Annotated in this window: 29 protein-coding genes and 1 other annotated feature; of the genes, 25 read left to right on the top strand and 4 right to left on the bottom strand. The window is 39.5% G+C overall.

Features of this window, described 5'->3' with window-relative positions; translation table 11 throughout:
• Positions 1–88: 88 nt before the first annotated feature.
• Positions 89–778: a CPBP family glutamic-type intramembrane protease gene (locus CUS89_RS02250; RefSeq protein ID WP_181055286.1), complete on the bottom strand. Its 690-nt coding sequence runs from the start codon at positions 776–778 to the stop codon at positions 89–91.
• Positions 779–1,158: 380 nt separating this feature from the next.
• Between CUS89_RS02250 and CUS89_RS02245 the strand changes: the two genes are divergently transcribed.
• Positions 1,159–1,509 (top strand): hypothetical protein, encoded by a 351-nt coding sequence (locus CUS89_RS02245; protein ID WP_104870872.1) that lies wholly within the window; start codon positions 1,159–1,161, stop codon positions 1,507–1,509.
• A gap of 71 nt (positions 1,510–1,580) precedes the next feature.
• On the opposite strand, the gene CUS89_RS02240 is transcribed toward CUS89_RS02245, so the two are convergent.
• The gene (locus CUS89_RS02240; RefSeq protein ID WP_104870871.1) at positions 1,581–2,117 is read right to left on the bottom strand and encodes a TetR/AcrR family transcriptional regulator; all 537 of its coding nucleotides are present in this window, start codon (positions 2,115–2,117) and stop codon (positions 1,581–1,583) included.
• 146 nt (positions 2,118–2,263) lie between these two features.
• Between CUS89_RS02240 and CUS89_RS02235 the strand changes: the two genes are divergently transcribed.
• The 4 genes from CUS89_RS02235 (at position 2,264) to CUS89_RS02220 (ending at position 5,662) form a co-directional block, all read left to right on the top strand.
• Complete coding sequence (locus CUS89_RS02235; RefSeq protein WP_104870870.1) at positions 2,264–2,869, top strand: GNAT family N-acetyltransferase; 606 nt, start codon at positions 2,264–2,266, stop codon at positions 2,867–2,869.
• A 215-nt stretch (positions 2,870–3,084) separates the two neighbouring features.
• Positions 3,085–3,444: a DUF1304 domain-containing protein gene (locus CUS89_RS02230; RefSeq protein WP_104870869.1), complete on the top strand. Its 360-nt coding sequence runs from the start codon at positions 3,085–3,087 to the stop codon at positions 3,442–3,444.
• Between the two features lie 124 nt (positions 3,445–3,568).
• Positions 3,569–5,203 carry a SulP family inorganic anion transporter gene (locus tag CUS89_RS02225; protein WP_104870868.1) on the top strand — a complete coding sequence of 545 codons (1,635 nt, stop codon included), beginning with the start codon at positions 3,569–3,571 and terminating at the stop codon, positions 5,201–5,203.
• Positions 5,204–5,287: 84 nt separating this feature from the next.
• Positions 5,288–5,662 carry a MerR family transcriptional regulator gene (locus CUS89_RS02220; RefSeq protein WP_010736015.1) on the top strand — a complete coding sequence of 125 codons (375 nt, stop codon included), beginning with the start codon at positions 5,288–5,290 and terminating at the stop codon, positions 5,660–5,662.
• Positions 5,663–5,732: 70 nt separating this feature from the next.
• On the opposite strand, the gene CUS89_RS02215 is transcribed toward CUS89_RS02220, so the two are convergent.
• On the bottom strand, positions 5,733–6,377 hold the full coding sequence (locus CUS89_RS02215; RefSeq protein WP_104870867.1) for a uracil-DNA glycosylase: 645 nt from the start codon (positions 6,375–6,377) through the stop codon (positions 5,733–5,735).
• 127 nt (positions 6,378–6,504) lie between these two features.
• Positions 6,505–6,584, top strand: a sequence feature (ribosomal protein L21 leader region).
• Between the two features lie 20 nt (positions 6,585–6,604).
• On the opposite strand from CUS89_RS02215, the gene rplU reads away from it, so the two are divergent.
• The 20 genes from rplU to recN all read left to right on the top strand — a co-directional run bounded on the left by rplU (position 6,605) and on the right by recN (position 24,111).
• Entirely contained in the window at positions 6,605–6,913 is a 309-nt protein-coding gene (gene rplU, locus CUS89_RS02210) for a 50S ribosomal protein L21 (protein WP_019723824.1), read from the top strand.
• A 28-nt stretch (positions 6,914–6,941) separates the two neighbouring features.
• Positions 6,942–7,286, top strand: a complete 345-nt coding sequence (locus tag CUS89_RS02205) for a ribosomal-processing cysteine protease Prp (protein ID WP_104870866.1) — start codon at positions 6,942–6,944, stop codon at positions 7,284–7,286.
• 12 nt (positions 7,287–7,298) lie between these two features.
• Complete coding sequence (gene rpmA, locus CUS89_RS02200; protein WP_010736011.1) at positions 7,299–7,592, top strand: 50S ribosomal protein L27; 294 nt, start codon at positions 7,299–7,301, stop codon at positions 7,590–7,592.
• A 393-nt stretch (positions 7,593–7,985) separates the two neighbouring features.
• The gene (locus tag CUS89_RS02195) at positions 7,986–10,841 is read left to right on the top strand and encodes a sigma-54-dependent transcriptional regulator (protein ID WP_104870865.1); all 2,856 of its coding nucleotides are present in this window, start codon (positions 7,986–7,988) and stop codon (positions 10,839–10,841) included.
• Positions 10,842–11,004: 163 nt separating this feature from the next.
• Complete coding sequence (locus CUS89_RS02190) at positions 11,005–11,496, top strand: mannose/fructose/sorbose PTS transporter subunit IIB (protein ID WP_019724015.1); 492 nt, start codon at positions 11,005–11,007, stop codon at positions 11,494–11,496.
• Positions 11,497–11,596: 100 nt separating this feature from the next.
• A complete protein-coding gene (locus CUS89_RS02185) occupies positions 11,597–12,568 on the top strand; it encodes a mannose/fructose/sorbose PTS transporter subunit IIA (protein ID WP_104870864.1) in 972 nt (323 codons plus the stop codon).
• Positions 12,569–12,600: 32 nt separating this feature from the next.
• On the top strand, positions 12,601–13,407 hold the full coding sequence (locus CUS89_RS02180) for a PTS mannose/fructose/sorbose transporter subunit IIC (RefSeq protein ID WP_104870863.1): 807 nt from the start codon (positions 12,601–12,603) through the stop codon (positions 13,405–13,407).
• A gap of 16 nt (positions 13,408–13,423) precedes the next feature.
• Entirely contained in the window at positions 13,424–14,338 is a 915-nt protein-coding gene (locus tag CUS89_RS02175) for a PTS system mannose/fructose/sorbose family transporter subunit IID (RefSeq protein WP_104870862.1), read from the top strand.
• Positions 14,339–14,641: 303 nt separating this feature from the next.
• The gene (locus CUS89_RS02170; RefSeq protein WP_019724013.1) at positions 14,642–15,016 is read left to right on the top strand and encodes a DUF956 family protein; all 375 of its coding nucleotides are present in this window, start codon (positions 14,642–14,644) and stop codon (positions 15,014–15,016) included.
• Between the two features lie 77 nt (positions 15,017–15,093).
• Entirely contained in the window at positions 15,094–15,339 is a 246-nt protein-coding gene (locus tag CUS89_RS02165) for a GlsB/YeaQ/YmgE family stress response membrane protein (RefSeq protein WP_010736004.1), read from the top strand.
• 151 nt (positions 15,340–15,490) lie between these two features.
• On the top strand, positions 15,491–16,555 hold the full coding sequence (locus CUS89_RS02160; RefSeq protein ID WP_104870861.1) for a M24 family metallopeptidase: 1,065 nt from the start codon (positions 15,491–15,493) through the stop codon (positions 16,553–16,555).
• A 213-nt stretch (positions 16,556–16,768) separates the two neighbouring features.
• The gene (locus tag CUS89_RS02155; protein ID WP_104870860.1) at positions 16,769–17,194 is read left to right on the top strand and encodes an Asp23/Gls24 family envelope stress response protein; all 426 of its coding nucleotides are present in this window, start codon (positions 16,769–16,771) and stop codon (positions 17,192–17,194) included.
• Positions 17,187–17,636, top strand: coding sequence for a transcription antitermination factor NusB (gene nusB / locus CUS89_RS02150; RefSeq protein WP_010736001.1), 450 nt, complete (start codon positions 17,187–17,189; stop codon positions 17,634–17,636). Before CUS89_RS02155 ends, nusB begins: the two co-directional genes overlap by 8 nt.
• 94 nt (positions 17,637–17,730) lie before the next feature.
• A complete protein-coding gene (locus tag CUS89_RS02145) occupies positions 17,731–18,585 on the top strand; it encodes a bifunctional methylenetetrahydrofolate dehydrogenase/methenyltetrahydrofolate cyclohydrolase (protein WP_104870859.1) in 855 nt (284 codons plus the stop codon).
• Entirely contained in the window at positions 18,582–19,919 is a 1,338-nt protein-coding gene (gene xseA, locus CUS89_RS02140; protein ID WP_104870858.1) for an exodeoxyribonuclease VII large subunit, read from the top strand. The genes CUS89_RS02145 and xseA overlap by 4 nt, the downstream gene beginning before the upstream one ends.
• A 4-nt stretch (positions 19,920–19,923) precedes the next feature.
• The gene (locus CUS89_RS02135) at positions 19,924–20,151 is read left to right on the top strand and encodes an exodeoxyribonuclease VII small subunit (RefSeq protein ID WP_104870857.1); all 228 of its coding nucleotides are present in this window, start codon (positions 19,924–19,926) and stop codon (positions 20,149–20,151) included.
• On the top strand, positions 20,148–21,035 hold the full coding sequence (locus tag CUS89_RS02130) for a polyprenyl synthetase family protein (protein WP_104870856.1): 888 nt from the start codon (positions 20,148–20,150) through the stop codon (positions 21,033–21,035). The genes CUS89_RS02135 and CUS89_RS02130 overlap by 4 nt, the downstream gene beginning before the upstream one ends.
• Before the next feature lie 8 nt (positions 21,036–21,043).
• Positions 21,044–21,865, top strand: a complete 822-nt coding sequence (locus CUS89_RS02125) for a TlyA family RNA methyltransferase (protein WP_010735996.1) — start codon at positions 21,044–21,046, stop codon at positions 21,863–21,865.
• A 99-nt stretch (positions 21,866–21,964) separates the two neighbouring features.
• Positions 21,965–22,414: an arginine repressor gene (locus CUS89_RS02120; protein ID WP_010735995.1), complete on the top strand. Its 450-nt coding sequence runs from the start codon at positions 21,965–21,967 to the stop codon at positions 22,412–22,414.
• A 17-nt stretch (positions 22,415–22,431) separates the two neighbouring features.
• Positions 22,432–24,111, top strand: a complete 1,680-nt coding sequence (gene recN / locus CUS89_RS02115; protein ID WP_104870855.1) for a DNA repair protein RecN — start codon at positions 22,432–22,434, stop codon at positions 24,109–24,111.
• A gap of 126 nt (positions 24,112–24,237) precedes the next feature.
• On the opposite strand, the gene CUS89_RS02110 is transcribed toward recN, so the two are convergent.
• Positions 24,238–24,354, bottom strand: coding sequence for a DUF4044 domain-containing protein (locus tag CUS89_RS02110; RefSeq protein ID WP_010735989.1), 117 nt, complete (start codon positions 24,352–24,354; stop codon positions 24,238–24,240).
• Positions 24,355–24,365 lie beyond the last annotated feature (11 nt).

Genomic DNA, 24,365 nt, shown 5'->3' with positions numbered 1-24,365 from the left:
GCGGTTTTTTTTGTCTATTGTGCCAAATAAGATCGATTTATCGCTGAGGTTTTAAGATGCTGGCTTGATCGTATAAAAAATCGATGTTTCAAATCCCAAAAAGTAAAATGATAAAAAGTAAAATCAAATCATACAAGATATGCGCTAGCATAGGGATCAATAAGTTTTGTGTTTTTAACCATGCATAGAGGGAAGGGGCATGTGCCAAACCAATGACGAAAATACATTGATAGAGATTTCCATCGTATACGGCATAATGACTAAGACCAAAAACCAGTAGAGAAATCGTACTGGCAATCAAAATAGAAAATCTAGTACTCATAAATGTAGAAAGTAAAAGAAAGGCCAAAACGAAGATCGCAGCAATGTAAAGTTCTTCACCAATCAGACTCACGCTAAGTTGTGATAGATATAGGATTATTCCACCAATATTTAACCCTTCGTACCAATTGTCCCCACCAGCATTTGCGGCCATTGTTTGATTCAGCAGTTTTCCAGTCAAGATAAAAAAATCTGCAAGTAGCGAACCAATGATCAGGATAAAAGCAATCCAACGCCAATCGTTCTTATTGAGTTTTTTGAATAAAGATTTTGTGTTTTTCCAACCAATCAGTATGATTAAAGCAAGCGCTCCCCCTATAGGTAAAAAGGTCCAATCTAGCCTACCTGAGAAGATCGGATAAGATGTCATCATTCCCCAATCAGCAAAAATTAAAATAATGAGTGCTAAGAGTGACCGCCACAGATTGAACTTGACAGTTTTAAACATTGCGAACATTAAATAACTCCTCCTATAAATAAAATCAACAAAGGGCGATTGTAACATTGATAGGGAATATCGAGAAATAATTTGCTGTCATTTTTAGCGTTTGATTAGAGACATTAGATGCGAATAAAAATAAAAATAGAATGAATACGATTACGTAGTAAATTAGCCTTTTTCAACAATAAAACAATTGATTGACCAAAAGAAAAATAGAATCTTTTTTATTATCGCCTGTTTTTTTCTGAGGATTTTTCATTTTGAATAATGTAAAGAAATCGAGCATCTATGATAAAATAGAGTATCAACATCAACTGTACGATCAACAAGGGCCGATATTCCTTCGGTCGAAAATCGAAGGGGCTTATTTCAGGAGAGGATAAAGGGAAACGTTTATGTTAATCACAAAAAAATGGCTGGATCGTTTGACGCGTCCATATAGATCACCAGGAATGTTTCGCTGCTTTGCCGAATCTCAGAGTATGGACAGTGTCAGTAGTAAAGCGATTCTATTGATCGATGAGACAAAAGTGACGATTTTGTTTTTGAATTTTTTTCAAACAAAAGTCATTGATCATCTCACGTATGAGCGAACAGTGATCGAAGAGGAACAAGTAGCATTAGGTGGCGGATTATCCGTTGTCTGGCGTTTTTCCGCTGGTAGAAAGCACTGGCGTTTTCGTATCATGAAAAAGATCATCCCTTTAGGAGATGAACAAAGAGAATTTTTGATGCAACTCGAGTAAGGATATCACTTACGAAAAAAAGAAGAACACTAGCAACGATATTGTCGTTGTATAGTCGTTCTTCTTTTTTATTAAAACCGTGTGATGATGTCATCTAAAATAGCAATCAATTCTTCTTTCTCCACGTTTAAATGACCATTGATCCATTCGGCTAAGACGCTAGTAGTTCCGGAAATAGAAAAAAGGACTTCTATTTTATTTTTCTTATCATTTACATCTAGTTGTTCTTCCGCCATGATTTTTTTCATTAGAATCTGTCTAAGCTGTACAGCTAGATCATCATTTAAAAAATCATTGAAGAAAAAATGAAAGACCTTTTTGTTTTCATCTACATGATTCACTAATGCATGAACGAATAAACGAAAGTCATATTGCTCATTTTTAGGGTATTTTTGATCGAATATATCCGTCAATGTAACGATTGTTTCTTCGAGGATTTTTGATCGAAGGTCGTAAATATCCTCGTAGTGAGTATAAAACGTCCCTCTTCCGATATCTGCTTGTTGTGAAAGCTCCGCGATCGTGATTTTATTGATTGGTTTTTCTTTCGTTAAATCTAAAAAGGCTTGTTTGATTGCTTGCTTCGTTCTGGTGCTTCGACGATCCATATGTATCTCCTTTTTTAGACAGTATCTTCCTAAGTGTTCATTATTGGACAGATGTTGAATGATTGCCTATAGGAAGTCGCTTTTTGAGTAATTATAATAAAGTTACGTAAAGAAATAAAGTTTTGATTCAAAAGGAGTAGATGAATATGGAAAAATTAACGATTCGTTCAATTGATAGAAAAGACTTAAACAAAGCAAGTGAATTTGCAGCACAAGGGATGAACTTTAATCAATATACGGAAAATCCTATCGCGCTTTATCTCTATCGACAGTATGCATTGTCAGTAGTGATGATGAAATCAACAATCACATTAGGTGCTTATTTAGATGGAAAATTTGTTGGCTTCATTTTCGCTCGCTTCAATGGAGAAAGCAAAGTGCCTGTTTCGTGGGGGAGACGCTTGTTTGTCAATGTAGTAGAAAAATTGATCGGATTGACCGGATATCAAGGTGCAATAGGAACTTATGACCAAGCCAATCAAAAAATGTATCATGAATTTGCATCCAATCATCCAGAAGGCGAAGTCACTTATTTTGCCGTTGATCCCACATTGAAAGGTAAGCGGATTGGCTCACGTTTGTTAGAAGAAATAGAGAAACGTTACAAAAATAAGCGGATATTTCTCTATACAGACTCTAACTGCAATTACCAATTTTACTTGAAAAAAGGATTCAACATTTTTGGTCGCCAACCAATCGATCTAGGTGGAGGAGAATCAATGACCTGTTACTTACTAAGTACCACTTTATGATCGAAAACTCTAGTGATTAGACTACGCATAACGTTGACTCAGTGATGAGTCGGCGTTTATTTGTGTTTTTACACTCTTGATTTGTAAGAGTAAGTTGCAGAAAAAAAACAACAGTTCCTTTATAATCATAAGTAGATTGTTTTCATTTGGTCAATCACAGCAATGATCCAGCTAAAAAAACGATCAATCACCGATTTTAGAAAGGAAGAAAATAGATGACATTATTATCTCAAATTTTAGTTACACTTGTTGCCTTGGAATTTCTTTATATCATGTATATTGAAACTTTTGCGACGGAATCTGCCACAACTAGTCGAGTATTCAACATGCCGAAAGAAGAATTACGACGTCAGTCAGTACAAACTTTATTCAAGAACCAGGGAATCTATAATGGTTTACTTGGTGTGGCTTTACTATACGGGGCTTATTTTTCAAATGCACCAAAAGAAATTACGGGCCTATTGCTGATCTATATTTTGCTTGTAGCGGCTTATGGTAGCTTGACTAGTGATCGCTTGATCATCGTCAAACAAGGTGGGTTAGCAGCGATTGCACTTATTACGTTATTCTTTTAGGATATAATCGAAAAAACAGCTGAAAAAAATATGAAAGTTTGTGAAAAAACTTACTTTAATCAATAAAATATGCTATCCTGTAACGTGCATTTTATAAATTTTTTATGAAAATGGGGTAGTAGTGTTGTTAAAGAATTATATTGGTTTATTGAAAAAAGAATTTTCTGGCTATAATCTTTCAGTATTTCAAAAAGATTTATTGGCAGGTATCACAGTCGCGGCGGTGGCTTTACCACTCGCTTTAGCCTTCGGTGTTTCAAGTGGAGCAGATGCAGCAGCTGGTCTGATCACTGCTGTCATTGCGGGTCTAGTCATTGGTGGTTTATCTGGTGGGTTCTATCAGATTTCTGGTCCAACTGGTGCGATGGCAGCGATCTTGATGTCGATTGCTGCTAAACAAGGAATGCAAGGGGTCTTATTGGCAACTTTCTTAGCTGGGTGCCTTTTATTAGTTGCGGGAGTCTTGCGGTTAGGCACACTGACTTCGTTTATCCCAGCGCCAGTCATCACAGGTTTTACCTCTGGTATTGCAATCATTATTGCTTTAGGTCAAGTGGATAATTTATTCGGAGTGCGTTCACAAGGAGCGAATGTGATGGAGAAATTATCCAGTTATCAAGACTTAGGTTTTGAAATTTCATTCCCAACGATTTTAATGGGGAGTTTGGTCATTATTGGGATGCTGATCTATCCTAAAAAATGGGCGAAAAAAATGCCAAGTTCATTGCTGGCGATCATTATTACAACTGCATTGATGATGGTCGTTGATCTACCCATCGCGACAGTAGGTGAAATCCCGCAAACATTGATTGGTAACCATCGTTTGGCTTTTGGCGATTTTAGTTTGTCAGCAATCCAAACAGTCATAGTACCAGCAATCAGTATTGCACTGTTAGGAATGATCGAAAGTTTGTTGTGTGGTGCCTCAGCAGGACGAATGGCGAATCGTCAGTTAGATAGTAATCAGGAGCTGGTCGCACAAGGAATTGGTAATCTACTGTTGCCATTTTTTGGTGGGATTCCAGCTACAGCAGCAATTGCTCGAACGAGTGTCGCAATCAAATCCGGTGCTCAAACCAGAGTAGCTGGAATGATTCATGCGATCGTATTATTTCTATCCATGCTTATTTTTGCACCGATCATGTCGAACATTCCGATGCCGGCGTTAGCTGGCGTATTGATCGTCACTGCATGGCGTATGAATGAATGGGGAACGATCAAAGAACTCTTCTCTAAAAGATACTGGTCAGCGCTTCTCCTCTTTTTCTTGACGATGGGGTGTACAGTGATTTTTGATCTAAGCATTGCAATCGTTATAGGAATCATCAGTGGGTGTGTCTTTTTTGTTGTCAAAAGTGCAGCCATCACGATCTCGGTAGAGGAAATCGACTGGCAACGAATGAGCTTGCCGGAAACGGGTAAGTTGGATAATTGGGCAGTCGTTTATATCAGTGGACCTTTATTCTTCATGTCCGCTGAACGATTGAAAGCGACATTAACAGAATTAGCAGATAAAGAAGGAATCATTTTTTCAATGCGTGGGGTGCCGAGTATTGATTTGACGGCGCAAAGTTTATTTGAAGAATTCCAAGAAAAAGCTGCAATAAAAGAACAGACGATCATTTACACCTCGTTACAACCAGAAGTTGAAAAGCAATTGCAACATCTTTGGGAAAAACAAAAGACAGAACAACATCTTACTGTGGCTCATGCGCTGACCTCTTTACACAAACAATATGCGTTAGATAGTGAAATGTAGTCGGTTGTTCGCTTAAAAAAAATTTGTGGCTACCTCATGTTCTAAGGTAAAATAAGGTGATACACGTTTGGGAGGTAGGAATGGATGAATATCAAACAAGTGAGTGAAGAAAAAGGAATCTCTGCGGATACTTTGCGCTACTATGAACGAATCGGTTTGATCCCACCGGTGAACCGAACAAACGGAGGTATCCGTGACTATACTGAAGAAGATTTACGCTGGGTCGATTTCACCTTGTGTATGCGTAGTGCAGGGTTATCGATCGAATCTTTGACTGAGTATATCCGTTTATACAGCGCTGGTGATGAAACGATCCTTGCTCGTAGAGATCTTCTTATGGAAGAAAGTGAACAATTGGCAAAAAAAATTGCAGAGATGCAAGCTTGTCAGGAACGTCTCCAAAAGAAAATCGCTCGTTATAACCAAGACTTGGTCAAAGGAGATCCAATCTTAGCTTGATTAAGTTGCTAAAACAAAGAATCAACCAATCGATCATGATCCGTGAGATTGGTTGGTTCTTTTGCTATCTTTACTTCTTTTCGTCAAGTATTTCCCCGAGTTTTTGCCAATCTGCTAAAATCGTTTCTGTCAGTGTACGATTATAAAAAATGGCAGCTGGGTGGAAGAGTGGAAGGACACGATACTGTTTAGTGGAAAATTGATAAGCATCATGCTGTGGATTCAACTCTAGGACTGGTCCGGTATACAGTTTCCCATGATTTTTTGAAATCGTATAGTCTTTACCTAACAAACGTTGCAGACCAATATTACCAAGCGTGGCAATCAAAGGTGGGTGGATATGCTGTAGTTCAAAATCTAAGATTGGTGCATGAGCAAAAACTTCTGCTTTACTAGGCGTCCGATTTGGATAAACGACCTCTGATTTCTGTGTCCGTCCATTGATCCGCTGGACGATTCGATAAGGGCGGCTTCTGACAGCGCTGGTAATATACACTTCATCCCGAGATAAACCGACTGATTTTAATGCGTTCATCAACTCTTTGCCAGCTTGGCCGCTGAAGGGGATGTGGTTCTCGATTTCTGTTTTACCAGGGGCTTCACCTACTAACATCAATTTGGGGTGGATAGGTCCTTGTCCAGCGACAAAGCCTTCTACGTGGTGACCCTGAATTCGCCGAGTTGCTTCGTCAATCAAATATTTTGGATAATCCATAGTCTCAACTCCTATTCTCATCCATTATAAAAAGAAATCGTCTAATTGACGAATGATTGACAAAATAAAAAAGTTGTTGACTAATATAGTAGGATTTGTTATTCTAGTAATGTTGTAATTGTGGTCTCCACAGCTACAACCGCACAGAACGAGTTTGATTAAGCACAGGATATCCTGTCACTCTGGATGGCGAGTCTAAGTATGAAAATAAGGAGGTGCTTTAAAGCATGTACGCAATTATTAAAACAGGTGGTAAACAAGTAAAAGTTGAAGTTGGACAAACAATCTACATCGAAAAACTTGACGTTGAAGCAGGCGAAAAGGTTGTATTTGACGAAGTTATTTTAGTAGGTGGCGAAACTACGAAAGTAGGCGCTCCAACCGTTTCTGGTGCAACAGTTGAAGGTACAGTTGAAAAACACGGCAAACAAAAGAAAGTCGTTACTTTCAAATACAAACCTAAAAAACACTCACACCGTAAACAAGGTCACCGTCAACCATATACAAAAGTGGTTATCGACGCGATCAACGCTTAATCTGCGTTTGAGAAAGAAGGCCTAAACAATGATCAAAGGGACATTTAAACGAAATGACGCAGGTCAAATCGTTTCATTTACTTTGACTGGGCACGCTGATGCCGGTCCTTACGGAAGTGATATCGTTTGTGCAGCTGTTTCTGCCTTAGCGATCAGCACTGTCAATGGGATTGCTTCATTAGCAGGCTTTGAACCGATTGTTGATATGAATGAAGAAGAAGGCGGCTATTTGTACGTTGAGGTAACTTCAGGATTGACACAAGAGCAAAACAATATTGCGGAAATCTTATTGGAGAATCTCCTATTAGGTTTACAATCGATCGAAGTTGATGACCCAGAACATATCCAAACAAAAACAATTAATGATAAATAGGAGGTGCAGACCATGTTGTTAACAATGAATCTACAATTATTCGCCCACAAAAAAGGTGGCGGTTCTACATCTAACGGCCGTGACTCAGAATCAAAACGTCTAGGTGCAAAACGTGCTGACGGACAAACAGTTACAGGTGGATCAATTCTTTACCGCCAACGCGGAACAAAAATTTATCCAGGTGTGAACGTAGGTATTGGTGGAGATGACACTTTATTTGCTAAAGTTGACGGTGTTGTTCGTTTTGAACGTAAAGGCCGCGACAAAAAACAAGTGTCTGTTTATCCAGTAGCTCAAGAAGCTTAATGAACAGTCGGCTCTATTCCTTGCGTGGCAAGGGGTAGAGCTTTTTAATTTTTCTGTGGATTAAAATTGACTATCCTTTTGACTCTTCTCTCTGGATCAACAAGAGGTAGGCTTTTTTTGCGTTTGAAGAATTATTTGATGTGAAAACAGTTGATTTACTTTTTTAGTGAGAAAGGGAAAAAGATTCCGTCAAATAAAAAAAGAGATTACATTTTCTGCTAAATAATAAAAGACATTAATAGTTTGAGTCGTAAAAATTACTTGGCAAATAAACAACTATCGTTATTTATTTGTTTTGAATGTATCTGTTTTCATTTTGATATAAATAGTTGACGAATAGTAATTAAATCAATAGTATAAGGTTTTAAGGACAAGAGAAAAGGGGCGAAAATATTGGCAAAACGAATTGACCGAATTTATACGTATGTCAAAGAAAAGACCGCTCATTTATCTATAGAAGAAAATGATCAAGGTGTAACGACCCAAGAGATTGCGGAAGTTTTGGGTATCCAGCGTACCAATAGCAGTAAAGATCTCAATAAATTGGTACGTGAAGGAAAGTTGAAGAAAACCGATGGTCGTCCGGTTCGGTATGTCTATCAAGAAAGTCCGATCATTGAAAAGCCATTATCCAAATATGTACCTAGTTATAAAGAAGAAATAACTAGTGTGAAAAAACCGAGTCTTCAAGTAGATACGAAAGATATTTTTGCCAAGATCATTGGTGCAAATGGCAGTATGAAAAACTCAGTGGAACAAGCAAAAGCCGCCATTTTGTATCCCCCAAGAGGATTGAACTGTTTGATCACTGGACCGACTGGTTCTGGAAAGACCTATTTTGCTCATGCAATGTTCCATTTTGCTAAAACCAATCATGTGGTGGAAGAAAACACAGAGCTGATCGTTTTTAACTGTGCGGACTATGCTAATAACCCTGAATTATTGATGAGTCATTTGTTCGGTTATGTCAAAGGTGCGTTTACAGGTGCAGAAGAAGAGAAAATGGGGATTATTGATCAGGCGGACGGCGGGATGCTTTTCTTGGATGAAATTCATCGACTCCCACCTGAAGGACAAGAAATGATTTTTTATTTTATGGACCATGGTACCTATAGCCGATTGGGCGAAACCACGAAATCTCATGAAGCGAATGTTCGGATCGTCGGCGCAACGACTGAAGATCCAGGTTCGGCGTTACTTGAGACCTTTGTTCGTCGTATTCCGATCAATATCAAGTTACCTGCTTTTGATCGACGTCCAGCGAATGAAAAAATCGATTTAGTCAAAATCATGATTGCTCACGAAGCGAATCGTACGCAAAGAAAAATTTCTTTAACAGAAGATGTTGTGAAAGCGCTAATAGGCAGTGTTACTTACGGGAACATCGGACAGTTGAAATCGAATATCCAATTAGTTTGTGCACGCGGATTTTTGAATCACATGAACAAACCTGAAATCTCGATCACGATCGATGATTTAACTGAAGGAATTCGTAGTGGATTGATCCAACTGGCAAGTAATCGAAAAGAGATGGCAGAGTTATCCAAGATCCTTGACCCTAAAATCACCGTTTTTCCAAACGATGATGTGATGCAGTTACAAGCAGATTCCTACGAGTTGCCTTATAATCTTTACGACATTATTGGTGATAAAGCTGCTTTGTTAAAGTCAGATGGATTGGATCAAGAAGCAATCAATCATTTTATCTCAACAGATATCAATATCCATTTAAAGTCATTCTATAAAGATCACGGTTTTTCATTTAATGCAGATAATAAGTTGGCGGAATTTGTCGATCCTAAAATCATTGAAGTAACGAATCAGATTTATCTCATGGTGAAGCAATCTTTGCCTTATGAATTTCAGCAAAATTTTATTTATGCGATGAGTCTGCATATCAGTTCTTTTCTAAAACGAATCCATTTAGGAGAAGAGCGGCATACGAATGATAATATCCGTGAGATGGCGATTGATTTTCCTGAGGAATACTCGCTGGCAAAAGAAGTACGCCAACATATCGAAACGTATTTCCAAGTGGAGATCCCAGAAAGTGAAGATTATTATTTGACTGTTCTGCTTGTTTCGTTACGAGCAAATCAAGCGAGTGGTCGGATCGGGGTCGTTGTGGCTGCACATGGCAATAGTACCGCAAGCAGCATGGTTCAAGTGGTGCAACAGCTGCTAGATGCGGATAACGTCCGCGCAGTGGATATGCCATTAGACATGGACCCGAAAACTGCATTAAGTCGGATCGAGCGTAGTGTGCAAGAAGTAGATGAGGGGAGTGGGACGATTCTTCTAGTGGATATGGGTTCACTTGCGTCCTTCAATGCCCAAATACAGCAAGACACCGGAATCCCTGTCCGAACAGTTGATATGGTCACGACTTCTTTAGTTTTAGAAACCGTGCGTAAAGTGTCGGTGCTAGGAACTGATCTTGATTTGCTTTATGAGTCCTTGAAGAATTTTCGAGGGTATGCAGAAGTCTCAAGTGGAAATGTTCCAGAAGTCGACGACAAACAACGCAAAGCTGTAGTGGCGATCTGTGCGTCAGGTGAAGGAACAGCACAACGAATCAAATCTTTGATCGAACGTGCAGTCAGCAAAAGACAAGAAGCGCAATTGGAAGTGATTGCCTTGTCGATCATTGATTTGAAAACCAAGCTACCAAAGATCCAAAAAAACTATCAAATCATTGCCACAACTGGCATTACTGATCCGCATATCGATGCACCGTTTATTCCTTTAGAAAGATTCATTGATCAAAACATTGAAGTGATTTTAGATCAACTATTGTTAGAGTCGGAGTTAGATGAAACTGAAGATGTTTTATTAAATGAAGAAACAGCAAAAAGCACATGTGTGTCGTTTATCGCAGATAATTTTGCCTTTATCAATGGAGAAAAATTGATTGATCCCCTTTGGAAATTTGCAGATGGATTGATGGATGCAAGTGACATCGATGTAAAAGAATACGGATTTATGATCAACCTTGTCTTACATGCGGCGGGAATGATTGAGCGTGTCATCTTAGGTGAACCGCTCTCTGTAGAAAATCAAGACATCCATTCGATCAAGAATGATCCGCTATATATTAAAATAATCGAGCCTTTGAAATATTTAGAAGAAAAAATCAAGGTGAAGTTTCCGATGGAAGAAGTGTATTATCTGCTAAAAATGATCAATAATCATTTGGAGAAAAAAGAATACACTAATGAAGATATACACAAAAACGATACACTGTTATAGTGTATCGTTTTTGTGTATTGTATAAGAAACCATTAAATAAGGCAGTGTATCTATTAAAAGTTGGCACGGTTCTTGCTTTTAATAAAGTGTGCTTAACGGAAATTCTTCCGACAGAAGTGGGAAGATGTTTTGAGTAGTGATTTAATAAAAAGGAGATTTACGAATGGATATTCGATTAGCACGTATAGATGATCGTTTGATCCATGGGCAAGTTGCAACTGTCTGGTCTAAGTTGACTGGCGTTGAACGTATCATCGTCATAAGTGACGTAGTAGCGAAAGACAAGTTAAGAAAGTTTCTTCTAAAAGAAGCTGCTCCACCAGGGATCATGGCAAATGTCATCACTGTTGAAAAGATGATCCAGATCTTTGAGAGTGGGCTCTTAGCGCGAACGAAAGTGATGCTTTTATTTACTAATCCTAAAGACGTTGAGAAAATTGTCCGAAGTGGTATCCGAATTGATTCTCTAAATATCGGGGGAATGAGTTTTTCTGAAGGGAAAACCATGATCACAAATTTTGTGTCCGTCGATCAACGAGATATCGAAGCCTTTCATTTTTTGGATGGCCAAGGTGTGGAGTTGGAGATTCGGAAGGTGCCTGCTGATCGGAAAATCTTTTTGATGGAATTACTGACCAAAGCCAAGAAAGCATAAAATTGTTGTTGCGTAACGGTCAAATGTATCTGTTGTCAAAGGCAAGCACTTATTTTTATTTTTGATTTTGTTACAACAAAAAGAAGTAGGAGGTATAAATATGGTAGGGATTATCCTAGCAAGTCATGGGCAATTTGCTGAAGGAATCTTACAGTCGGGTTCAATGATCTTTGGCGAACAAGAAAACGTCAAAGCTGTTGTTTTACAACCGAGTGAAGGTCCAGATGACTTGAGAGCCAAATTAGAAGAAGCAGTCGCTTCCTTCGATAACCAAGACGAAGTCTTATTCTTAGTTGATTTATGGGGCGGAACACCGTTCAATCAATCAAACACATTATTTGAAGAACACAAAGATAAGTGGGCAATCGTAAGTGGTTTGAACTTGCCTATGCTGATTGAAGCATATGCTTCACGTTTTTCAATGGAATCAGCACATGAAATTGCTGCTCATATCATTGAAACAGCAAAAGAAGGTGTGAAAGTCAAACCGGAAGAATTAGAACCAGTAGTTGAAACAAAAGCTGTGGCACAAGAAGCTGCACCTTCAGGGACACCTGGTAAGTTCACTTATGTTTTAGCACGTATTGATTCACGTTTGTTGCATGGACAAGTAGCAACTGCTTGGACAAAAACAACAAATCCAACACGTATCATCGTTGTATCTGATGCCGTAGCAAAAGATGAGTTACGTAAAAAATTGATCCAACAAGCTGCACCTCCTGGTGTCAAAGCTCACGTTGTACCAGTTGAACAAATGATCAAACTTGCAAAAGACGATCAACATTTTGGTGGTCAACGCGCATTGCTATTGTTTGAAAATCCTCAAGATGTCGTGCGTGCAGTTGAAGGCGGCGTACCATTAGAAACAGTGAACGTCGGATCAATGGCGCATTCTCCAGGTAAAGTACAACCAAATAAAGTACTTGCTTTCAGTCAAGATGATATTGATTCATTCAATAAATTGAAAGAATCTGGCGTGAAATTCGATGTACGTAAAGTACCGAATGACTCTAAAGGAAACATGGATGAAATTTTGAAAAAAGCGCAAGATGAATTAAAAAATCGTGCTTAATTAATTATCAGAAAAAATGGAGGATTACTATCATGGATTTAAATATTATTCAAGTGATCTTAGTCATCATCGTTGCATTTTTAGCTGGTATGGAAGGAATTCTTGATGAATTTCAATTCCATCAACCAGTTGTTGCATGTACGTTGATCGGCTTAGTAACTGGAAATCTAGTTCCTTGTCTTATCTTGGGTGGTACATTACAAATGATCGCTTTAGGTTGGGCAAATATCGGTGCCGCTGTCGCTCCCGATGCTGCGTTAGCATCTGTTGCATCTGCAATTATTTTAGTTTTAGGTGGTCAAGGTTCAGGCGGCGTTTCTTCAGCAATCGCGATTGCTGTGCCACTTGCTGTTGCTGGTTTATTATTAACAATCATTTGTCGTACGATTGCGACAGCGTTTGTTCATTTGATGGATGCTGCTGCAAAAGATGGTAACTTTAGAAAAGTTGAATTATGGCATATCGTTGCAATCTGTATGCAAGGTGTTCGTATTGCGATCCCTGCTGGTTTGATCTTAGCAATCGGTGAAGGTCCAGTAAGAAGCTTACTTGAATCTATGCCTGTTTGGTTGACAGACGGTTTAGCTATCGGTGGTGGAATGGTCGTTGCCGTAGGTTACGCGATGGTTATCAACATGATGGCTACAAAAGAAGTATGGCCATTCTTTGCAATCGGTTTTGTATTGGCAACTGTATCAGAAATCACTCTTATCGGTCTAGGCGCAATCGGTATTGCTTTAGCTCTTATTTACTTGGCACTTTCTAAACAAGGTGGTTCAGGTAACGGCGGAAGCTCAAATACTGGTGACCCACTAGGCGATATCATCGATAACTATTAAAGGAGGCGTTCACGAAATGGCAGAAGAAAGAATTCAATTATCTAAAAAAGATCGTATTTCTGTTTGGTTGCGTTCGACTTTCCTTCAAGGATCTTGGAACTACGAACGTATGCAAAATGGTGGTTGGGCATTCTCAATGATCCCAGCGATCAAAAAATTATATAAAACAAAAGAAGACCGTGCGGCTGCGTTGACACGTCATTTAGAGTTCTTCAACACACATCCATATGTTGCTTCACCAATTTTAGGGGTAACTCTTGCACTGGAAGAAGAACGTGCAAATGGCGCACCTGTTGACGATGTTGCGATTCAAGGGGTTAAGGTTGGTATGATGGGACCTTTAGCTGGTATCGGTGATCCAGTCTTCTGGTTTACAGTAAGACCAATCCTTGGAGCTCTAGCTGCTTCTCTAGCAATGGCTGGAAATATCTTAGGCCCAATCATTTATTTCGTTGCTTGGAATATCATCCGTATGGCATTTATGTGGTACACACAAGAATTCGGCTATAAAGCTGGTTCTAAGATCACAGAAGATTTATCTGGTGGTTTGTTGCAAGACATCACTAAAGGTGCATCAATCTTAGGTATGTTCATCTTGGGTTCATTAGTTAACCGTTGGGTATCGATTGGCTTTGCGCCAGTAGTATCAAGCGTTAAACTTGACGAAGGTGCTTACATTGATTGGAATAGCTTACCTGCAGGTGCTGAAGGTATCAAGAGTGCGTTAGAACAACAAGCAGCTGGCCTTTCTCTATCTGACTACAAAGTAACAACATTACAAGACAACTTAGACAGCTTGATCCCTGGATTAGCTGCATTGTTACTAACATTGTTCTGTATGTGGTTATTGAAGAAAAAAGTTTCACCAATCGTTATCATTCTTGGATTATTCGTAGTGGGTATTGTCTTCCACTTAATCGGATTAATGTAATCTAAGTCAATAAGATGTTAAAGAAGCTGTGACAGAAATCAATCGTTGATTTTTGTTGCAGCTTTTTTCATAGAAGGCGACGAGACTGTACATTATCACTGTTCTGATCGAATGGTACACGATTGTGGAAAACCGTTTGTTAGAGGTAGTATCTATGCTCGAAAAGACATACTATTTATGATAAGATGTCTTTGATGATACAAGGAAAAAAGTGAGGCTAAACTGAACGAATAGCCAAATCATGGAAACGGTAAGATTTTTGATTACCGGAACTTTAGATTGTTTAGAAATGGAGTGATTGAAATGGTACAATCGCTGAATACAAAAGTTGACTTAACGATGAATGCGACATCTTATCTAGGTGTGGCAGAATATGGGAAAATCATGATCGGTGACAAAGGTTTTGAATTTTACAATGATCGTGATGCGCGCAAATTCGTCCAGATCCCATGGGAAGAGGTAGATGTCGTGATTGCCTCGGTGATGTTCAAAGGAAAATGGATTCCACGTTTTGCTATTCGCACAAAGAAAAATGGAACCTATTCATTTTCTGCAAAACATCCCAAGGAAGTTTTACGAGCAGTCCGTAAGTATGTTGATCCAAGTCACATGGTTCGCTCTTTAAGTTTGGTCGACGTAGTCAAGCGAGGCGTGATCGGTATTTTCAAGCGTAAATGATTTGTAGCTAGCCCTCATCGTTTGCTTGCTTTTTATTTCTTATGATAAACTTAAAGAGTAAAGAGGGAGGTTATACGATGAGTTGGTTATGGACATTGATTGTTGGTGCAATCATTGGAGCGATTGCTGGAGCAATCACAAGTAAAGGTAATTCAATGGGATGTATCACAAATATTATTGCTGGTTTGATTGGTTCGACGATCGGTCAAGCGATTTTTGGCAACTGGGGACCAAGCGCTGCTGGTATGGCACTTATTCCATCTATTTTAGGGGCAGTGATCTTAGTTGCTGTTGTCTCATTTTTCTTTGGTAAAAGATCTTAGAAATGAAAGCATAAAGCGTTTTGACTTGGGAAAAAGCCCAAGTCAAAACGCTTTGTTCGTTTCTGTTGAAGGAATTTATCTTTCCTATGCCTTTAAAAAAGAAAGTTTGCTATAATGATAAAAAGAGTGCAAAGAAAGAAGGAATTTACACATGATGTTACGAGTAGAAAAGTTACGCAAAAAAATGCGAGAAGCGAATCTAGATTCATTTTTAGTGACAAGTCCTTACAATCTCCGCTATTTGACTAATTTTACAGGAACCACTGGGTTAGCGGTCATTACATTAGAGAAAGCCTTCTTTATTACGGACTTCCGTTATACAGAACAAGCAGCAGCTCAAGCACAAGGTTTTGAGATCATCAAAAATGTCGCACCGATTTTTGAGGAAGTCGCTGATTTGACTCGAAAAGAAGGATTGACGAATCTAGCGTTTGAAGAACGTACGGTTTCATTTTTAGAATATTCAGTATTAGAAGAATTACTTGACGCAGAGTTGATCCCAGTTTCTGATATGATCGAAGAATTACGTGAAGTAAAAGACGAAGATGAATTAGTGATCATTGAAAAAGCTTGTAGCATCGCTGATATGGCTTATGATCATATCTTAAAAATGATCCAACCAGGTATGACGGAGATCGAGGTCGCCAATCAATTAGATTTCTATATGCGTTCACTAGGTGCATCAGGTGTGTCTTTTGAAACCATCGTGGCGAGTGGTGTTCGTTCAGCAATGCCACACGGAGTGGCTAGCAAAAAAATCATCGAACAAGGTGATTTGATCACGATCGATTTTGGTTGCTATTATGAAGGGTACGTTTCTGATATGACACGTACGTTTGCAATCGGTGATCCAGGGGAACAATTGAAAGAAATCTATCAAATCGTCTTAGATGCCCAATTGGCAGTTTTAGATGTGGCCAAACCTGGTGTCACAGGTGTCCAACTTGACGCAATAGCAAGAGATTACATCAGCAAATATGGCTATGGTGAAGCATTCGGGCACTCTACTGGACATGGTATTGGCTTAGAGATCCACGAAGGTCCTAACGTATCTGCTCGAGCAGAGAAACCATTTGTTGTGGGCAATGTCATCACGGATGAACCAGGAATCTACTTACCAGGAATCGGTGGTGTCCGGATTGAAGATGACTTATTGATCACTGCTGAAGGAAATCGAGTATTGACTCACTCACCAAAAGAATTGATTATTTTGTGATGACCAGCCTTTTTCAATAAATGTAAATGTCAAAACTCAGACTTTGTTATAGAAAATGGGCTCATTTAATGATACACTATAAGAGAAATCAAGCGATTGTAAACGGCGCGTTTTTTCACGCATGACTGATTTACAGGCGACAGTTTTCCTAGGTACATGACTTAGCTTCTTGAAGTGAAAGATGTACGTAGGCAAAAGGAGGAATAAATAAAAATGGCAGACGAAAAAAACTTAGTCTTACATGCTAATCAAGATTTAGGAGAAATCGTGATTGCACCAGAAGTGATCGAAGTCATTATCGGTATTGCAGCTTCTAAAGTCGAAGGTGTCTACGGGATGCGTGGAACTTTTGCTAGCAATGTCACAGAATTGCTAGGTCGCGCAGCGCATGGTAAAGGTGTATATTTAGTCAATGACGAAGAAGGTTTGAAAGTTGACTTATATTGTTATTTAGAATATGGCGTTTCAGTACCAAAAGTAGCGATGGAAATGCAAGATCGTGTCCACCAAGAAGTACTTTTCATGACCGACATTGCATTAGCTGAAGTCAATATCCATGTCGTAGCAGTTGTACCAGAAAAATTGGAGCAACCAGCAATCGATGAACTTTTTGAGGACGAAGAGGACGAAAATGAATAAAGAGTTATCAAGACACGAGATCCGCGAGATGGCATTACAGGCATTGTTCCCATTAGATTTCAACACTGATCTGACAAAAGAAGATGCAATTTTTAATGCGATCGAGTTGGATCACCAAGAGATGATCAATGAAGAGCAATCAGAATTTGTTCCAGTATATCTAGACACACTAGTTGGTGGCGTCTGTGCAAAAAAAGCATCGTTAGACACGATCATCGAAAAGCATTTAAAAAATAATTGGCGGATCAATCGTATCTCCAAAATGGATTTGATTATTTTAAGAATCGCGATTTTCGAAATGATGTACGTGGATGACGTGCCTGCAACTGTTGCATTGAATGAAGCAATCGAGTTAGCTAAAACATTCAGTGACGACCGTTCACGTAAGTTTGTAAATGGTATGTTATCGAATGTGTTAAAAGAATTAGAAGCTGGGGCGTAAGTCCTAGCTTTTTTCTATGAGAGTTAGTAAATCTGGTTATGTTACAAGTGGTTTATATGGTAGAATGAAAGCAAAAATATCTGGGAGTGATCGTATGTCAGAATTGATGAATGGAAAAGAACTAGCAGAAAAAATGCAAGCAGAACTTGCGTTGAAAGTAAAAGAGCTTAACGAACGACAGATCAATCCCGGATTAGTTGTTTTATTAGTTGGAGAAAATCCAGCAAGTCAAGTCTATGTTCGTAATAAAGAACGAGTAGCGAATCAATTAGGTATTTATTCAAAAGTAGAGCGTTATAGTCAAACAATTTCAGAAGATGAGCTTCTCCGTGAAATCGAAAAATATAATCAAGATCCACAGTTCCATGGGATACTTGTGCAATTGCCTTTACCAGAACATATTGATGAAGAGAAAGTTTTATTGGCTATCGATCCTAAAAAAGATGTTGATGGTTTCCATCCAATGAATCTAGGACGTTTGTTTGCAGGGAATCCAGATAAGATCCCGTGTACGCCTTATGGAATCATGAAGATGTTTGAAGCATATGATATTGATTTGACTGGCAAGCGTGCAGTAGTGATCGGTCGTAGTAATATTGTCGGTAAACCAATGGCGCAACTTTTGTTGATGGCTGATGCGACAGTCACCATCGCCCATTCAAAAACGAAGGACCTTCCAGCGCTAGCTCGTGAAGCAGATATACTCGTGGTAGCTATTGGGCGTGGCCATTTTGTGACAAAAGACTTTGTCAAACCAGGTGCGGTAGTTGTCGATGTGGGAATGAATCGTGATGAGAATGGAAAACTGATCGGCGATGTCAAATTCGATGAAGTCGCTCCTCTTGTAAGCTATATCACGCCTGTCCCTAAAGGAGTAGGACCAATGACGATCACGATGCTGATGGCACAAACAGTCCAATCAGCTGAAGCAGAGCGAGGAGAGTTATGACGCAAGAATATTTAACAGTTACCACCTTGACCAAATATTTGAAACGAAAATTTGAAGCAGACCCATATCTCGAAAGAGTTTATCTAACTGGCGAAATCTCAAATTTCCGTATGCGAACGAATGCGCATCAATATTTCAGTTTAAAAGATGATCACGCAAAAATCTCTGCGATCATGTTCAAAGGTGCTTTCCAAAAGTTACGTTTCCAACCAAAAGAGGGAATGAAAGTGTTGGTGATTGGCCGCATCTCCCTTTATGAAGCCAGCGGTTCTTATCAAATTTACGTGGAACATATGGAGCCTGATGGTGTTGGGGCGTTATATCAAGAATTAGAAGAACGAAAAGAGAAATTGATGAAAGAGGGCCTATTTGCTGGACCTAAAAAGGCATTGCCGAGATTTCCAAAACGCATCGCCGTTTTAACAAGTCCTAGTGGTGCGGTCATTCGTGATATTATCACGACGGTCAAACGCCGTTACCCAATCGCACAACTTGTTTTGTTCCCAACTGTTGTGCAAGGAAACCAAGCAGCAGATGATGTCGTCCGCAATATCCAACGCGTTGAAGCGTTAGGGGATTTCGATACGATGATCATCGGACGTGGTGGTGGTTCGATCGAGGATCTTTGGCCTTTCAACGAGGAACGGGTGGCTCGTGCGATTTATCAAGCAAAAACACCGACCATCTCTTCTGTCGGGCATGAGACAGATACGACGATTGCTGACTTAGTCGCAGACGTTCGAGCAGCGACACCGACGGCAGCAGCTGAGTTGGCTGTTCCAGTATTATCGGAAGAGTTGATGCGGATCAAGGAAAGACAAGCACGCTTAGAACAAGGGTTTTTACGCCAGATCCAACGAAAACAAGAGCGGTTTGCCCGCTCAAGACAATCCTATGTCTTTCGCCAACCTGAACGTCTCTATGAGGGACAAACGATCAAACTGGATCAATTACGGCAACGCTTGTATCAAGCAACGCAAAAAATTTACCATGCAAAAGAAAAACAAACCATGACCTTAAGTCATCAGTTGCAACAAGTTGCACCCATTTATCGAGTGAAAGCAGCCAAACAAGAAACAAGCTACTTAGAAAAACGATTAGAAGAAAAAATGCAACAATATATGCAACAACAGCAACAAAAGTTTCAACAAACGGTTCAATCACTTGATTTACTTAGTCCCTTAAAAATCATGGGCAGAGGGTATAGTTACACCACGTTGAATGATCAAGTGGCAAAAAGTGTCGATGATGTCCAAGTGGGTGATGAGTTAGTCATTCATTATGCAGATGGACAGGTCAAAGGCAAAGTGGAACAGATCGAAAAGGAGAAATAATAAGATGGCAAATCCTACATTTGAAGAATCATTGCAAGAATTAGAAAAAATCGTCATGCAATTAGAGCAAGGAGATGTCCCTTTAGAATCAGCATTAGATGCGTTCAAAAGAGGGATGGAATTAAGCAAGCAATGTCAAGATACTCTTTCTAAAGCAGAAGAAACCCTCACAAAAATGATGACTGAAACGAATGAAGAGATCGCTTTTGACGAGAAAGAGGGCCCACAATGAAACTAACCGACTTTTCTGCGACTCACCTTCCTTTGGTAGAAGAAGAAATGGTTTCTTTCATTACGGAATATACTTCGGATGAACGCTTGAAAGATAGTATGGTCTATTCGATTCACGCAGGTGGAAAAAGAATCCGACCACTTGCTTTATTGGCAACCGTGGCTTCATTTGATGCTAAGATCGATACTTCTGCTTATCAAGTGGCAGCAGCACTAGAGATGATCCATACGTATTCGTTGATCCATGATGATCTTCCAGCAATGGATAACGATGACCTGCGTCGAGGAAAGCCTACGAACCATAAAGTCTATGGGGAGGCAATCGCAATTTTAGCAGGAGATGGCTTATTGACGGGTGCTTTCCAATTGATCAGCATGACCCACCTAGCGAATTCACCAAAATTATTGTTATTGCAACAATTGGCTGTCAGTGCTGGGACACAAGGCATGGTCGCAGGACAAGCGGCTGATATCCAAGGGGAAACGAAAGATTTGACGCTAGAAGAACTAGCATTGATCCACGAACGGAAGACTGGACGTTTGATACGCTATGCTTTGCTAGCGGGTGGGATTTTAGCAGAACAACCAGAAGAAGTCTTGGTAAAATTACAACAAATTGCCGCTCATCTTGGGTTAGCTTTTCAGATCCGTGATGATTTATTGGATGTGACTAGTACGACGGAAGCATTAGGGAAAACAGCTGGCAAGGATGAACGAGCGGATAAAAATACCTATCCACGTTTATTAGGGATCGAGCAGACTAGATCTGCGTTGCAACGAGAAATCCATTCCGCCAATAGGATCATTGCTGAATTAGAACAAGAAGTTTGTTCATTTGACGGAGAGATCCTTCGTCAGTTGGTCAAACGATTTGATGAGAAGTGAGGAAGAGGATGGAAAAAGAACGAGTAGATGTATTAGCCGTCAAACAAGGGCTATTTGAAACAAGGGAACAAGCAAAACGTTCCGTGATGGCAGGATTGATCTATAATGAGAAAAATGAACGTTTTGATAAACCAGGAGAAAAAATCCCCGTTAGTAGTGAATTAAAAGTCAAAGGTAAAAAATTACCGTATGTTTCTCGGGGTGGGTTGAAACTAGAAAAAGCATTAAAACAATTTGATCTAACAGTCAAAGATAAAGTGTTGCTTGATATCGGGGCATCCACAGGAGGATTCACAGATGCTGCGTTGCAAAACGGAGCAAAAATGAGCTATGCCCTAGATGTGGGCTACAATCAGTTGGCGTGGAAAATCAGACAAGATCCAAAAGTGGTCGTGATGGAACGTGTCAACTTTCGTTATGCAAAACCTGAAGATTTTGATCAAGGGGTACCGGAAGTGGCTGTCATTGATGTGTCATTCATCTCTTTGAAGCTGATGCTACCGCCGTTACATGCAATTTTAAAGCCAGAAGGTGAAGTAATTGCATTGATCAAACCACAATTTGAAGCTGGCAGAGAAGCCGTTGGTAAAAATGGAATTGTTCGAGAGGCGACGACTCATCAACAAGTCATCGAACAGATTTTGACTTTTGCGACAGAGCAAGGCTTTGATGTATTAGATCTAAGTTACTCTCCTATCACAGGTGGAGAGGGCAATATTGAATTTTTAGCGCACTTGAAAAAAGTATCAGATAAAGGAACGATCTATGCGAACGTTGATCCAGCTCACATCGTTGAAATGGCTCATGAGCAATTTACGCATAAGCGGTAGTCTCGAAAATGACAAAAAAGACTATGAGTTCTTCTTTATTAAGCGCTTAAAATAAGCTATCATTGATAGAAGAAGGATTGGCGAAGGAGCGGATTGAGCATGAGAAAAAAAGATCGACATCGTTTGATTACTCGATTACTAAATGAACAAGATATACGTAAACAAGAAGAATTTGTTGAAATATTAAAAAACAAAGGGATTTCTGTTACACAAGCAACGATCTCAAGGGATATCAAAGAGCTTAAATTGATCAAAGTTCCAGCAGTTGATGGTGGCTATCGTTATAGTCTGCCTGCTGAAACAAGTGAAGATGTGAGCACAAAGCTAGAAAAACTATTGAAAGACGCATTTGTAGCAGTTGACCAGATGGAGAAGTTTGTTATTTTAAAAACTTTGCCGGGCAACGCTTCTGCAGCTGCGAATTTAATCGATAAACGTTACAAAAAAGAATTGTTCTCGATCATTAACGATGATGACAATGTGTTGATGATCACACGATTGGAAGAAGATGCCGTTCAATTAAAGAAAGATTTTCTGCATTACCTTTAATCTAAGGAGTGATTGCAATGCTACAAGAAATAAGTATCACCAATTTTGCGATTATTCCTGAATTGCGTTTGTCGTTTCATGAAGGAATGACAGCTTTAACAGGAGAAACCGGAGCCGGTAAGTCAATTATTATTGATGCTTTGGGCTTATTAGCAGGTGGTCGTGGATCAAGTGATTATATTCGTCAAGGTGCCGATAAATGTATTCTGGAAGGGTTATTTGAGTGGCCTAAACAAGAAGGTTTTGAAGCGCTGATGGAAGAGTTAGGGATCGAGTCTGATGGCTCGAATCTGATTGTTCGTCGAGATATGTCTTTAGCAGGTAAGAATGTTTGTCGAGTCAATGGACATATCGTGACATTAGCGAATTTGCGACGAGTTGGCAGTTATTTAGTGGATATCCAAGGTCAAAACGAACATCAGGAATTATTACAACCTGAATCACATCTTGTGTTACTTGATCGTTTTGGCGACTCGAGATTCCAAAAGAAAAAAAGAGTGTACCAAGAAGCTTATGAAGCGTATCGTGAACTTGAAAGAAAAGTACGCAAGATCCAACAAAACGAAAAAAACTATGTTCAACGTATCGATATGTTGAATTTTCAACAAGAAGAAATCGCAGCTGCCCAATTAGAGGTAGGTGAAGAAGAAAAGCTTCGAGAAGAGCGCGATAAATTAAGTAATTATCAAAAAATCGTTGATGGTTTAGCTACTGCTTATGGAGCGCTTAGTGAAGGTGAACAAACTAGTCTTGATGGTGTCGGAATGGCTGTTTCAGAGATCCAAAGTATTGCCCATCTTGATCCAGAATATGAAGCGATTTTTGATAATATCCAGAGTGCCTATTACTTGTTGCAAGATGCAGTAGGAGACATGAGTAGGCAAATCGATCTGCTTGAACTGGATGAGAATCGTTTGGAAGAAGTAACCCAACGGATGGAAACGATTCGCCAATTGAAGCGTAAATATGGCGATTCAGTAGAAGCCATCTTAGCCTACTATGAAGAGATTACAGAAGAGTTGGATTCATCTGACTTTACAGAAGGTCAACTCGATAAAATGAAGAATGAACTAACCCAAAAAGAAGAATGGGCCTTTCAATGTGCAGAAGAGCTACATCAAGCAAGAAAAGCGATCGCAAGCGACTTAGAGCAGTCGATTTTACGTGAATTAAAGAGTCTTTACATGGAAAACACCGAATTTGAAGTTCGTTTTTCAACGCAAGCAAATAGACGCTTGGATGAGCAAGGTTTCGATCTCGTGGAATTTTATATCACGACGAATCCGGGAGAACCATTGAAGCCATTAGTCAAGGTAGCATCGGGCGGGGAATTGTCACGAGTATTACTTGCTCTGAAAACTATTTTTTCTTCTGAACAAGGTGTGACTAGTATTATTTTTGACGAAGTAGATACTGGTGTTAGTGGCAGGGTGGCGCAAGCCATTGCGGATAAGATATTAAAAATCTCTAAGTATTCTCAAGTACTTTGTATCACACATCTCCCTCAAGTTGCCGCTGTAGCGGATTACCAGTACTACATCGTAAAAGAGGTAGTCGGTGGAAGAACACAGACATCCGTCGCCGAATTAGCCGCAGTTGAAAGAGAAAATGAAATTGCGCGAATGTTAGCCGGTAGTGAAATCACACCGCTAACGATTGAACACGCCAAAGAATTGTTGCGCTTAGCGAAAAAATGAAACGGCGAAAAAAGCTCTTAGCAAAAAAAAGCAGGATCTAAAAATCAGAAATGATTTTCAGGTCCTGCTTTTTTACTTTGATCAAAACTCATTGGTCATAAAGAAACTAACGCCAAAAGCAATTATCTACATTACGCTGATTACAGCAGTTAGAACGACTGAACCGATTGTCAAAATCAACATTGTCCAAATCACTAATTTTGTCACTTTCGCAAAAGTACTCGTTTGTTTTTTTTCTCGCATCGTGATTACCT

The sequence above is a fragment of the Enterococcus mundtii genome (genome assembly GCF_002947535.1).
Classification (GTDB): domain Bacteria; phylum Bacillota; class Bacilli; order Lactobacillales; family Enterococcaceae; genus Enterococcus_B; species Enterococcus_B mundtii_B.
This window is presented reverse-complemented; position numbering and strand designations above follow the sequence as displayed.

Coding starts and splice junctions, on each gene's coding strand:
- CUS89_RS02250 (WP_181055286.1), bottom strand. CDS start 778: ATGTTCGCAATGTTTAAAACTGTCAAGTTCAATCTGTGGCGGTCACTC.
- CUS89_RS02245 (WP_104870872.1), top strand. CDS start 1,159: ATGTTAATCACAAAAAAATGGCTGGATCGTTTGACGCGTCCATATAGA.
- CUS89_RS02240 (WP_104870871.1), bottom strand. CDS start 2,117: ATGGATCGTCGAAGCACCAGAACGAAGCAAGCAATCAAACAAGCCTTT.
- CUS89_RS02235 (WP_104870870.1), top strand. CDS start 2,264: ATGGAAAAATTAACGATTCGTTCAATTGATAGAAAAGACTTAAACAAA.
- CUS89_RS02230 (WP_104870869.1), top strand. CDS start 3,085: ATGACATTATTATCTCAAATTTTAGTTACACTTGTTGCCTTGGAATTT.
- CUS89_RS02220 (WP_010736015.1), top strand. CDS start 5,288: ATGAATATCAAACAAGTGAGTGAAGAAAAAGGAATCTCTGCGGATACT.
- CUS89_RS02215 (WP_104870867.1), bottom strand. CDS start 6,377: ATGGATTATCCAAAATATTTGATTGACGAAGCAACTCGGCGAATTCAG.
- rplU (WP_019723824.1), top strand. CDS start 6,605: ATGTACGCAATTATTAAAACAGGTGGTAAACAAGTAAAAGTTGAAGTT.
- CUS89_RS02205 (WP_104870866.1), top strand. CDS start 6,942: ATGATCAAAGGGACATTTAAACGAAATGACGCAGGTCAAATCGTTTCA.
- rpmA (WP_010736011.1), top strand. CDS start 7,299: ATGTTGTTAACAATGAATCTACAATTATTCGCCCACAAAAAAGGTGGC.
- CUS89_RS02190 (WP_019724015.1), top strand. CDS start 11,005: ATGGATATTCGATTAGCACGTATAGATGATCGTTTGATCCATGGGCAA.
- CUS89_RS02185 (WP_104870864.1), top strand. CDS start 11,597: ATGGTAGGGATTATCCTAGCAAGTCATGGGCAATTTGCTGAAGGAATC.
- CUS89_RS02180 (WP_104870863.1), top strand. CDS start 12,601: ATGGATTTAAATATTATTCAAGTGATCTTAGTCATCATCGTTGCATTT.
- CUS89_RS02175 (WP_104870862.1), top strand. CDS start 13,424: ATGGCAGAAGAAAGAATTCAATTATCTAAAAAAGATCGTATTTCTGTT.
- CUS89_RS02170 (WP_019724013.1), top strand. CDS start 14,642: ATGGTACAATCGCTGAATACAAAAGTTGACTTAACGATGAATGCGACA.
- CUS89_RS02165 (WP_010736004.1), top strand. CDS start 15,094: ATGAGTTGGTTATGGACATTGATTGTTGGTGCAATCATTGGAGCGATT.
- CUS89_RS02160 (WP_104870861.1), top strand. CDS start 15,491: ATGATGTTACGAGTAGAAAAGTTACGCAAAAAAATGCGAGAAGCGAAT.
- CUS89_RS02155 (WP_104870860.1), top strand. CDS start 16,769: ATGGCAGACGAAAAAAACTTAGTCTTACATGCTAATCAAGATTTAGGA.
- nusB (WP_010736001.1), top strand. CDS start 17,187: ATGAATAAAGAGTTATCAAGACACGAGATCCGCGAGATGGCATTACAG.
- CUS89_RS02145 (WP_104870859.1), top strand. CDS start 17,731: ATGTCAGAATTGATGAATGGAAAAGAACTAGCAGAAAAAATGCAAGCA.
- xseA (WP_104870858.1), top strand. CDS start 18,582: ATGACGCAAGAATATTTAACAGTTACCACCTTGACCAAATATTTGAAA.
- CUS89_RS02135 (WP_104870857.1), top strand. CDS start 19,924: ATGGCAAATCCTACATTTGAAGAATCATTGCAAGAATTAGAAAAAATC.
- CUS89_RS02130 (WP_104870856.1), top strand. CDS start 20,148: ATGAAACTAACCGACTTTTCTGCGACTCACCTTCCTTTGGTAGAAGAA.
- CUS89_RS02125 (WP_010735996.1), top strand. CDS start 21,044: ATGGAAAAAGAACGAGTAGATGTATTAGCCGTCAAACAAGGGCTATTT.
- CUS89_RS02120 (WP_010735995.1), top strand. CDS start 21,965: ATGAGAAAAAAAGATCGACATCGTTTGATTACTCGATTACTAAATGAA.
- recN (WP_104870855.1), top strand. CDS start 22,432: ATGCTACAAGAAATAAGTATCACCAATTTTGCGATTATTCCTGAATTG.
- CUS89_RS02110 (WP_010735989.1), bottom strand. CDS start 24,354: ATGCGAGAAAAAAAACAAACGAGTACTTTTGCGAAAGTGACAAAATTA.